At 75.8% G+C, this 9405-nt stretch carries 9 protein-coding genes and 1 pseudogene; 3 read left to right on the top strand and 7 right to left on the bottom strand.

Translation table 11 applies throughout. The features are described 5' to 3' along the window. Positions 1 to 538 (bottom strand): AMP-binding protein (locus AB0L34_RS30950; RefSeq protein ID WP_363708852.1); only part of this gene is annotated, 538 nt, incomplete at its 3' end. 110 nt (positions 539 to 648) lie between these two features. On the opposite strand from AB0L34_RS30950, the gene AB0L34_RS30945 reads away from it, so the two are divergent. Next, on the top strand, positions 649 to 2280 hold the full coding sequence (locus tag AB0L34_RS30945; RefSeq protein WP_363708850.1) for a glycosyltransferase 87 family protein: 1632 nt from the start codon (positions 649 to 651) through the stop codon (positions 2278 to 2280). On the opposite strand, the gene AB0L34_RS30940 is transcribed toward AB0L34_RS30945, so the two are convergent. Both AB0L34_RS30940 and AB0L34_RS30935 read right to left on the bottom strand, forming a co-directional pair. Next, complete coding sequence (locus AB0L34_RS30940) at positions 2237 to 2413, bottom strand: hypothetical protein (protein WP_363708848.1); 177 nt, start codon at positions 2411 to 2413, stop codon at positions 2237 to 2239. The two genes, AB0L34_RS30945 and AB0L34_RS30940, sit on opposite strands and share 44 nt — an antisense overlap. A gap of 104 nt (positions 2414 to 2517) precedes the next feature. Then, positions 2518 to 3231 carry a spermidine synthase gene (locus AB0L34_RS30935; RefSeq protein ID WP_363708846.1) on the bottom strand — a complete coding sequence of 238 codons (714 nt, stop codon included), beginning with the start codon at positions 3229 to 3231 and terminating at the stop codon, positions 2518 to 2520. Positions 3232 to 3362: 131 nt separating this feature from the next. On the opposite strand from AB0L34_RS30935, the gene AB0L34_RS30930 reads away from it, so the two are divergent. Continuing rightward, on the top strand, positions 3363 to 4367 hold the full coding sequence (locus tag AB0L34_RS30930; RefSeq protein ID WP_363708854.1) for a zinc-binding dehydrogenase: 1005 nt from the start codon (positions 3363 to 3365) through the stop codon (positions 4365 to 4367). A gap of 276 nt (positions 4368 to 4643) precedes the next feature. Here AB0L34_RS30930 and AB0L34_RS30925 read toward each other — a convergent pair. The 4 genes and pseudogenes from AB0L34_RS30925 to AB0L34_RS30910 all read right to left on the bottom strand — a co-directional run. Continuing rightward, positions 4644 to 5402: pseudogene (locus AB0L34_RS30925) on the bottom strand (sulfite exporter TauE/SafE family protein); the annotation flags it as partial. Next, the gene (locus AB0L34_RS30920) at positions 5399 to 6004 is read right to left on the bottom strand and encodes a rhodanese-like domain-containing protein (RefSeq protein ID WP_363708844.1); all 606 of its coding nucleotides are present in this window, start codon (positions 6002 to 6004) and stop codon (positions 5399 to 5401) included. The gene AB0L34_RS30920 and the pseudogene AB0L34_RS30925, both read right to left, overlap by 4 nt. A 247-nt stretch (positions 6005 to 6251) precedes the next feature. Beyond that, complete coding sequence (locus AB0L34_RS30915; protein ID WP_363708842.1) at positions 6252 to 7652, bottom strand: MBL fold metallo-hydrolase; 1401 nt, start codon at positions 7650 to 7652, stop codon at positions 6252 to 6254. Positions 7653 to 7789: 137 nt separating this feature from the next. Continuing rightward, positions 7790 to 8059, bottom strand: a complete 270-nt coding sequence (locus AB0L34_RS30910) for a metal-sensitive transcriptional regulator (protein ID WP_350711866.1) — start codon at positions 8057 to 8059, stop codon at positions 7790 to 7792. A 235-nt stretch (positions 8060 to 8294) separates the two neighbouring features. Here AB0L34_RS30910 and eccB point away from each other — a divergent pair. After that, positions 8295 to 9405, top strand: a 1111-nt coding sequence (gene eccB, locus AB0L34_RS30905; protein ID WP_363708840.1) for a type VII secretion protein EccB, incomplete at its 3' end; no start/stop codon positions are given.

The raw sequence follows: 9405 nt of genomic DNA, 5'->3' as shown, positions 1-9405 counted from the left end.
GGCGTCCCGCCCATCCGGATCGTCCGGGGGGCGGCAGCCGCAGCGCCCCGCGCTTGCGCCGGGGCAATGCCCGGGTCAGGTCCACCGCGACCACGGTCTCGACCGCCGTGGCGCCGGCGGTACGGCGGACGAGGGGCGCCACCTTGTCCCAGACGACCGCGACGCGGGCGCCGTGGTCGGCGAGCTGGTGCGTGAGCTCCTGCTCGGTGTAGAGCGGGTTGTGCTCCACCACCACCGCGCCGAGGCGCAGCACGGCGTAGAAGGCCATCACGTGCTGCGGACAGTTCGGCAGCACCAGCGCCACCCGGTCGCCCCGGTCGACGCCGAGCCGCCGCAGCGCCTCCGCCGCCCGGCCTACCTGGTCGAACAGGTCGGCGTAGGTGGTGGTGGCGCCGAAGAAGTCGAGGGCGACCCGGGGACCGAACCGGTGGGTGGCGTCGCGTAGCAGGTCGACCAGCGACTCGTCGCACGGCGGGATGGTCGCCGGCACGCCCGGGGCGTAGCTGCGCAGCCAGGGCCGCTCCGCACTCAGGTCCATGTCTCTCCTCCGCACCTCACGCGCCGCCGGGCCTACTTCACGGTAACCTACGGTCACGTAGGTATTGGTCGGGGTCCCCGGCGCCCGGACGCCGGCCGTAGACTCCGACGATGCGGGATCGGCGGGCGGCGGTGCTCTGGTCGGTTTTCGTCATCGTCGCCGCGGGGTCGTCGGCGCTCGTGACGCTCCGCCCGGACCGCCTCTCCGACCTGCACATCTACCGGGGCGCGCTGCTGCACCTGCACGCCGGCCGACCGCTGTACGACTTCGTCGCCGAGAACGGCGGGCCGTTCACCTACCCGCCGTTCGCGGCGCTGGTGCTCTGGCCGGTCGCCGCCGTCCCCGAGGGAGTCGCGCAGGGCGTCTGGCTGGCGCTGACCTGCCTCGCGGTGGTCGCCATCGCGGTGCCGGTGGGCCGCCTGCTCGCCGGCCCCGGGCCCCGGCAGGCCCTCGTCGTGCCGGCCGTCGCCTGCGCCCTGATGCTCTCCGCGCCGGTGCAGAGCAACCTCCGCTTCGGCCAGGTCAGCATCTTCATCGTGCTGCTCGCGCTGCTGGACGGCATGGGCGTCGTCCCGGCCCGACTCCGGGGCGTGCTCGTCGGGGTGGCCGCCGCGATCAAACTGACCCCGCTGCTGTTCGTCGTCTACTTCCTCGCCACCGGACGCTACCGGGACGCCGGGCGGGCCGTGGTCACCTTCCTGGGCTGCGCCGCGCTGGGGGCGGCGGTCCTGCCGGCGGCGAGCTGGACGTACTGGACCGAGGCGATGCGCGACACGGGTCGGATCGGCAACCTCGCCTCGCTCGGCAACCAGTCGGTGCACGGCATGCTGCTGCGGATCGGGCTCGACGAGGCGTCCCTGCCGCTGCTCTGGGCGGCCCTGGTGGCCGTTCTCTGCGGGGTGGCCCTGCTGCGGGCGCGGCACCTCGCCGCGCACGGGCGGCCCGGGCACGCCGCCGTGCTCGTCGGGTGCGCCACCGTCGCCGCGTCCCCGGTGTCCTGGACCCACCACCAGATCTGGCCGGTGCTGGCGGCGATGCTGCTGATCGGCGCCGAGGGGATCGCCCGGCGGGTGGCCGGCGGCGCGCTGCTGGTGGCGATGGTGGTCTCGCTGGGGGTGGTGCTGGCCCCGGTCTCGACGACCCCCGGGATCCAGTTCCTCTTCGAGAACGCCCGGGCGCTCGGCGTCGGGGTGCTCTGCCTCGCCGGGTTCGGCGGGGCGGCACTGGCCGTGGCGGGCGCGGGCCGGCGCCCCCGGGCGGCCCGCGGCTGGCTGCGGGTGGGCACCACCGCCGCGCTGGCCGTGGCGTTCTTCGCCGTGCAGCCGCTGCCGGCCGGCGCCGACCCGACGTTCAAGGCGTACACGCTGTCCGACGTGGACAATCCGCGCTACTTCTTCGTCTGCCGGGGCCCGGTGCAGTGCGCCGCGTACGGCACCGACGCCCCGGTTACCTTCGGCACCCGGCGCGAAAAGACCAAGGTCCGGGTCAACGGGGTGGTGTCGCCGGCGGTGGCCCGGCTGGAATACCACTCAGCCCCCGGCGGCGCGCCCCGGGTCATCCCGCTGCTGGCGGCCCATCCGGGGCCCCGGACGTTCTCGTTCCGGTCGGCGACCATGGCCCACGGCCGGCTCGTCGCCTACGCCGCCGACGGGCGACCGATCGCGACCTACGACGAGGAGCTGGCCGCCGCGCTCGACGTCACCGGCGCCCGGCGGAGTGGCGCATCGCCTGCCGCCCCTTGACCGCCGCCAACACGACGACCGCGAGCAGCGCCACCGCGCCGATGACCACCAGCCAGCGCACCGCCTCGAGGAGCAGCCCGAGCAGGACGAGCGCGCCGGCGATGACGGCGACGACCCAGAGCATGGCCCGCATGTCGACCTCCCGTGACTCCGGCCGCGTCGCGGCCCCCGCCCGCCTTCCCGGTCCGGCCCGCACCATGCGGCGCGGAGCGCCGGAACGCCTGGTCAGGTGGCCTGTCAGAGCTGGGCGACGTACACGGTGTTGGTCGACTCCCCGCCGGTCAGCGGGTTGGCGAACGGGACGTCGTGCGCCCGCGCGGTACGGAACACCGCGGCGAGCGCCTCCTCGAACGCGGCGTCGGGCGGGTCGTCCGACCAGAGGGCGAACACCCCGTCCGGGTGCAGGTGGGCGGCGAGCCGGCGCAGGCCGTCCGGGGTGTAGAAGGCCGCGTGGGTGGGGTGCAGCACGTTGCGCGGCGAGTGGTCGACGTCGAGGAGCACGGCGTGGAACCGCCGTCCCGGCGCCTGCGGGTCGAAGCCGGTGCCGCCGGCGACGGCGGCGAAGAAGTCGGCCCGCACGAAACGGGTCCGCGGGTCGGCGGCCAGCCCGGCGGCGAACGGCAGCAACTCGCGGCGGTGCCAGTCGATGACGTCCTCGATCGCCTCCACCACCAGCAGCGAGCCGACCCGCTCGTCGGAGAGCGCCGTGCGGGCGGTGTAACCGAGGCCGAGGCCGCCGACGACCACGTCGAGGTCGCGCCCGGCCAGCGGGGCCAGCCCCAGCCGGGCCAGCTCGATCTCCGCGACGGGGAAGAGGCTGGACATCAGGAACTCGTCGTCGAGCTTGACCTCGTACACCTCGACGTCGAGCGACGGGTCGCGGCGCCGACGCAGGCTGATGAGGCCGATCGGGGTGTCCCGCCAGGCCAGTTCCTCGAATCGCACGCCCACGGGCCCGGATGCTACCGGGCGGCGCCCCGAGGGCCGGCCACCGGCGCGCATTCCTTCCGCCCAGCCGGGTATGCGCGCTCGTCGAGGGCCGCCGACCGGGGGCCGGACAGGGAGCGCGCACTGTGGCGGACATGCTGGCCGGACGGCTGCACGTGGCGGACCGAGCGCTGCGGATGGAGTCGGTGCCGGTGCCGGAGCCGGAGCGTGGGCAGGTGCGGATCAGGGTCGAGGCGGCGGGTGTCTGCCTGTCGGACGTGCACCTGATCGACGGCACCCTCACGCCGCTCTACCTGCCCGGCGACGTGGTGACGCTCGGCCACGAGGTCGCCGGGGTGGTCGACGCGTTCGGCGACGACGTCGAGGGGTGGGAGCCGGGCCAGCGGGTGCTGCTCCAGGCGGGGGAGCGGGACCGGCGCGGCACGGTGTTCACCCGGGGCGTGGACTACGACGGCGGTTGGGCCGAGTACGCCGTGGCCCGCGAGGACACGGTGGTGCCGATCCCGGACGACCTGCCGTTCGAGCAGGCCTGCATCATCCCGGACGCGGTCTCCACCCCTTGGGCGGCGGTGACGGACACCGGGCGCACCCGGCCCGGGGAGGCGGTCGCGGTGTGGGGCGTGGGCGGCCTGGGCGCGCACGCCGTCCAACTGCTGCGTCTGGTGGGTGCGGCCCCGGTGATCGCGGTGGAGCCGCTGGCGGCGGCGCGGGACCGGGCGACGGCGCTGGGCGCCGACGCGGCGCTCGACCCGGCCGACCCGGGGCTCCGCGACGCCGTGCTGGAGTTGACCGGCGGGCGGGGCCTCGACGTCGCGTTCGACTTCGCCGGGGTGACCCCGGTCCGTGAGCAGGCGCTGACCGTGCTCGCCCGCCGGGGCCGGCTGGTGCTCGCCGGGATCGCCAACAAGCCGGTCACGATCGCGTCGGACAGCCCGTTCAACTACTTCCAGCAGGCGCTGCTCGGCCACTACGGCTCGGAGTCCGCGCACGTCGAGCAACTGGTGTCCCTGGCCCGGCAGAAGCGGCTCGACCTGAGCGCGTCGATCAGTGACGTGCTGCCGCTGGCCGAGGCGGAGGAGGCGGTGCGGCGGGTGCACACCAAGGAGGGCAACCCCATCCGGCTGATCCTGCGTCCCTGAGTGGCGCCGGCCCGCCGGGTCGCCCCGCGACTCCGCCCGCCGCTGGAGCTGGCGTCACGGCCGCACCGCCGCCCGGCCGGGTCGGTCTGCCCGGCCGCGCCGGTCGTGCCGGTCGCGCCGGTCGTGCCGGTGGCGTCGCCGGCGACGGCGCGGCACACCGGCACCCGCCGTCCGGTCGGGTCGGGCGCGGCGCCGGCGGTCGCGCAGCAGCGCCCCGACCGCGGCGGCGGCCACCGCTCCCGCCACGACCCAGAGCAGCGGGCTGGTCCGCACCTGCCCGGGGAGCTGCTGGCCGAGGACGAAGAGGCCCATCGCCGCCACGAACCACCCGAACGCCTTGCGCAGCACGTCCTCGCGGACGTGCCCGGCGAGCCGGCCGCCGGCGAGGCTGCCGACCACGGCGGCGGCGGTGACCGCGGCGGCCAGGCCCCAGTCGACGTCGACGGTGGACAGGTAGCCGGCCAGGCCGGCGAGGGACTTCATCGCGATGACCACGAGCGAGGTGCCGACCGCGGCCGGCATCGGCAGGCCGCCGAGCAGGGCGAGGGCGGGGACGACCAGGAAGCCGCCGCCGGCGCCGACCAGGCCGGTGACCAGGCCGACCACGGCGCCGTCGAGCACCACCCGCAGCACCGGCAACTCGTGCGGCACGGGCCGGCCGCCGCCGCGGTCGCGCCGGCCGCGGATCATGGCCGTCGCGGTGGCGAGCATCATCAGGGCGAAGCCGGCGAGCAGGACCGCGGCCGGGACGAACGCGGCGAGGCGGCCTCCGGCGTACGCGCCGGCCATGCCCGCGGCCCCGAAGACCAGGCCGGTCCGCCACCGGACGCGGCCCGCGCGGGCGTGGGGCAGCACGCCCACGGCGCTGGTCACCCCGACGACCAGCAGCGAGGTGGCGATCGCCTCCTTCGGCGGCAGGTCGGCGACGTAGACCAGCAGCGGTACGGCGAGGATGGAGCCGCCCCCGCCGAGCAGGCCGAGGCTGATCCCGATGAGGACGGCCAGCCCGACGGTCAGCGCGAGGCCGCCGGTCACGACCGCTGCCCGGTTGTCGACCCCGCACGCAGTTGGCCGACGACGGTGTCCAGGTCGCAGCTGGCGCCCCGGTTGTAGGGCAGCTTGCCGAGCAGCATGCCCATGGCGCAGGTGTTGGTGACGGCGGCGACGGTGAGCCCGGCGCCGATGAAGCCGGCCACCCACTTCAGGCCGGGCACGAACACCGAGCCCAGGATGCTGACCAGGACGATCGACCCGGCGACGAGCCGCACCTGTCGCTCCAGGTCCCAGCGCGGGGCGCCCTGCGTGATCGGCGCGTGGGCGGCCTGCCAGGCCGTCATGCCGCCGTTGAGGACCTTGAGGCGGGGCAGCCCGGCCCCGGAGAGGGCCTGCTCGGCCTGGGTGGCGCGGACACCGGAGCGGCAGATCAGCACCACGTCCTCGTCGAGGTGGTGGCGCAGTTCCTCGCGGTGCTCCTTGAGCAGGTCGAGCGGGACGTTGTAGGCACCGGGGATGTGCGCGGTCTCGAACTCCGCCGGGGTGCGCACGTCCAGCAGGCGGGGCGCGCGGCCGGAGTCGATCAGCTCGCGCAGGGCGGCGGCGTCGAGGACGGCGGGGCGGGCGTTCTCCGAAGTGCTCATTCTTCCTCATTCGGGGTGTGTCGCGCGGAATCTGGGCAGGGACCGGCCGGCCACGGCGTTTTCGCGGCGGCCGACTCGGACAGGGGGTTGGCCGGCCGAAGCCGCTTCGCGGGGGCCGACCGGCGCAGGGGCTGGCCGGGCGCCCCCCGCGGGCGCCGCCCGCGGCCCCGCGGCAGTCGGGCGGCCCCGCCCGGCGCTGGGGGGGCCCGCCCGCCGCGTTGGGGGGCGGCCGGCGGCCCGGTTCAGGTCAGGCGCCGCCGACCATGGCGACGCCGGCGGCCTCGGCCCGGGCGAACGCGTCGTCGAGCACCACGACCTCGCGGCCCGCGTTCGCCAGCAGCGACGCGGCGGCGGTGGCCCGGTACCCGGAGCCGCAGTGCACCCAGACCACGCCCGGGGGCACCTCGGCGAGCCGCGCCCGCAGGTCGGGCAGGGGGACGTGCACGGCGCCCTCGACATGGCCGGCGCGCCACTCGTTGGTCATCCGGACGTCGAGCACGACGTCCGGGGCGGGCAGCCCCGCCGGGGTGTTGCCGGCGCGGGCGGCGGCCAGCGCGGGGAAGTCGGCGGTCCGCAGGTCCCGCAGCTGCCCCGGGTCGGCGGCCCACTGCTCGGCCGTCCCGGTGGCCTGGGCGGCGGGCCGGTCGATGCCGATGCGGACCAGTTCGCGCTGGGCGTCGGCGACCTGCGCCGCGGTTTCCGCGAGCAGGGTGATCGGTGTGCCCCAGTCGACGAGCCAGCCGAGCCAGGTCGACATCGGGCCGTCGAGCCCGAGGCTGACGGTGCCGGCCAGGTGCGAGGCGGCGTACGCCTTGCGGTGCCGCAGGTCGACGACCCACTGGCCGTCGGCGATCCGCTCGCGCAGCGCGGCGGCGTCGGCCCGGGCGACCGGGGTGAGGTCCACGGGCGCCGGACCGGCGAGGTTCGCCACGCCCATGTGGGCGTAGTAGGCCGGGTAGGCGTCGAGTCCGGCCAGGGTCTCGGTGACGAACTCGTCGGCGGCCAGCCGCAGCACGGGGTTGGCCCGCTTCTCCCGGCCGATGGTCGACTCCGGCGCGTCGGACTGGCTGGCCGAGCAGAAGCTGCCGAAACCGTGGGTCGGCCACACCTCGGCCCCGTCGGGCAGCAGGTCGGCCAGCCGTTTCGCCGACGCGTGCTGGTGGTGGGCGAGTTCGTGGGCGTGCTGCGCGCCGAGCAGGTCGGTGCGGCCGGTGGTGCCGAAGAGCAGCGAGCCGCCGGTGAACACCCCGACCGGCCGCCAGCCGCCGTCGTCGGCCTCGTCGAGCGCGTACGACAGGTGGTGGAAGGTGTGCCCCGGCGTGGCCACCACCCGGAGCCGCATCGTGCCGGAGACGGGCACGGTGTCGCCGTCGGCGACCGGGGTCCGGTCGAACCCGACCTCGTCGTCGGCGGCGACCAGGTAGTCGGCGCCGGTCAGCCGGGCCAGTTCCAGGCCGCCGGAGACGTAGTCGTTGTGGATGTGGGTCTCCACCACGTGGGTGATGCGCACACCCTTGGCGCCCGCGAGGTACGTGACCCGGTCGATGTCGCGCTGGGGATCGACGACGATCGCCACCGCGCCGTCGGAGGCCAGGTAACTGCGGTCGCCGAGCGAGGACGTCGCGATGACGGACACCTCAACTGCCATTGCCGTGCTCCTTGTGGGATCCATACCCCGGGGGGTATCCGACGGGCACACGTCCGCGGTTGTCGACGTGTGCGCACTGCTTACCCACCCACGTCGCTGTCACGCGACGTGGGTGGCCGTGCTCCGTGCCGGTGTGCTCAGGCCAGCGAGAGGAAGAGCTTCTCCAGCTCCTCCTCGGTCATCTCCGGCGCCTCGCCGCGCTCGCGGGCGGCGTTGCAGTGCCGCATCCCGGACGCAATGATCTTGAAGCCGGCCCGGTCGATCGCCTTCGACACCGCGGCGAGCTGGGTCAGCACGTCGCGGCAGTCCTGGCCGGTCTCCATCATCTCGATGACCGCGTTGAGCTGCCCCCGGGCCCGCTTCAGGCGGGTCAGCGCGTCGCTCGTCATCTCGGGTCGAAGCTTCACTCCGCACCTCCTCGTCACCACTATACCCCCGGGGGTACCCGACGACGCCATGCTACCCCCGGGGGTACGGCAGGTGCCAGTCCCCGGGGGTGCTCCCTGGCCTGGCCTGATCCGCCGGAGCGCCCGCCCGGGGTGACGCCGGCGACGGCGGGGGCGTGCCGCCGCGACGCAGGGTCCTCGGGACATCGACGGAACGCTTATCCTGTGCCCCGACCGCACCACCGGAGGGGATCCCATGCCGTCGCGGCAGGACCAGCTGCACTCGTACCAGTTCACCGTCCAGCGGGCGGTCGCCGCCCTGGTGATGCGGGAGACCGACCCGGCGCAGTCGCCGTTCCGGCGGCTGGCCGGCGCGGCCCTGGCCAGCGTCCTGGTCGCGGCCATCGGCCTGGGCGGTTTCGCCCTCTACGGCCTCTTCGCCGGCGGGGGCAGCAGCTGGCGCGACCCGGGCGCCGTGATCGTCGAGAAGGAGTCCGGGGCCCGCTTCGTCTACCGGGAGCAGAAGCTGCACCCGGTGCTCAACTACGCGTCGGCCCTGCTGATCATCGGCGCGGACCGGCCGAAGACCGTGCTCGTCTCCCGCCGCGCCATCGACGGGGTGCCGCGTGGGTTGCCGCTGGGCATCGCCGACGCCCCCGACTCGCTGCCCGCGCCCGGACGATTGTCGACCGCGCCGTGGACGGTCTGCTCCGTGGCGGCCCCCGAGGACAACCGGTCGACGCCGCGGTCGGCGCTGCTGATCGGCGTGGCCGGCGACGGTGGCCGGGCGCTCGGCGAGGACGCGCTGCTGCTGCGCCACCCCGACGGCGCGCTGCACCTGGTCTGGCACCAGCGTCGCTACCTGCTGCGCGACCCCAACCGGGTGTTGGCCGCCCTGGCGGCCACCCGGGCCCGGGCGGTCCCGGCGGCGCCGGCGCTGCTCAACAGCCTGCCCGCGGGCGCCGACCTGGCCCCGCTGGCCCTGCCCGCCGAGGGGGAACGCTCGGCGCGGGTGTCCGGGGCGCGGATCGGCGACGTCTACCTGGTACGCAACTCCGGCGGGGGCCGGCAGTACGCCGTCGCGTTGCGGGACGGCCTGGCGGGCATCACCGAGTTGCAGGCCGGCCTGCTGCTCGCCCGCACCCGTCAGGGCGAACCGGAGCCGATCACCCTCGGGCGCTTCGCCGCGCTGCCGAAGCTGCCCGACCTCGCGCCGACCGGCCCGACCGCTCCGCCGACCGCTCCGCCCCGCCTGGCCGCGCCCGACGGGTCCGCGCTCTGCGTCCGGGTCGGTGACGACGGCGGCGCGACCGAGGTCAGGCTCGGCGTGGGGCTGCCCGACCTCGCCGCCGCGCCGCGCACGCCGC

Source organism: Micromonospora sp. NPDC052213 (assembly GCF_040679695.1).
Taxonomy (GTDB): domain Bacteria; phylum Actinomycetota; class Actinomycetes; order Mycobacteriales; family Micromonosporaceae; genus Micromonospora.
The sequence above is the reverse complement of the archived record's forward strand: the minus strand, read 5'-3'. Positions and strand labels throughout refer to the sequence as shown.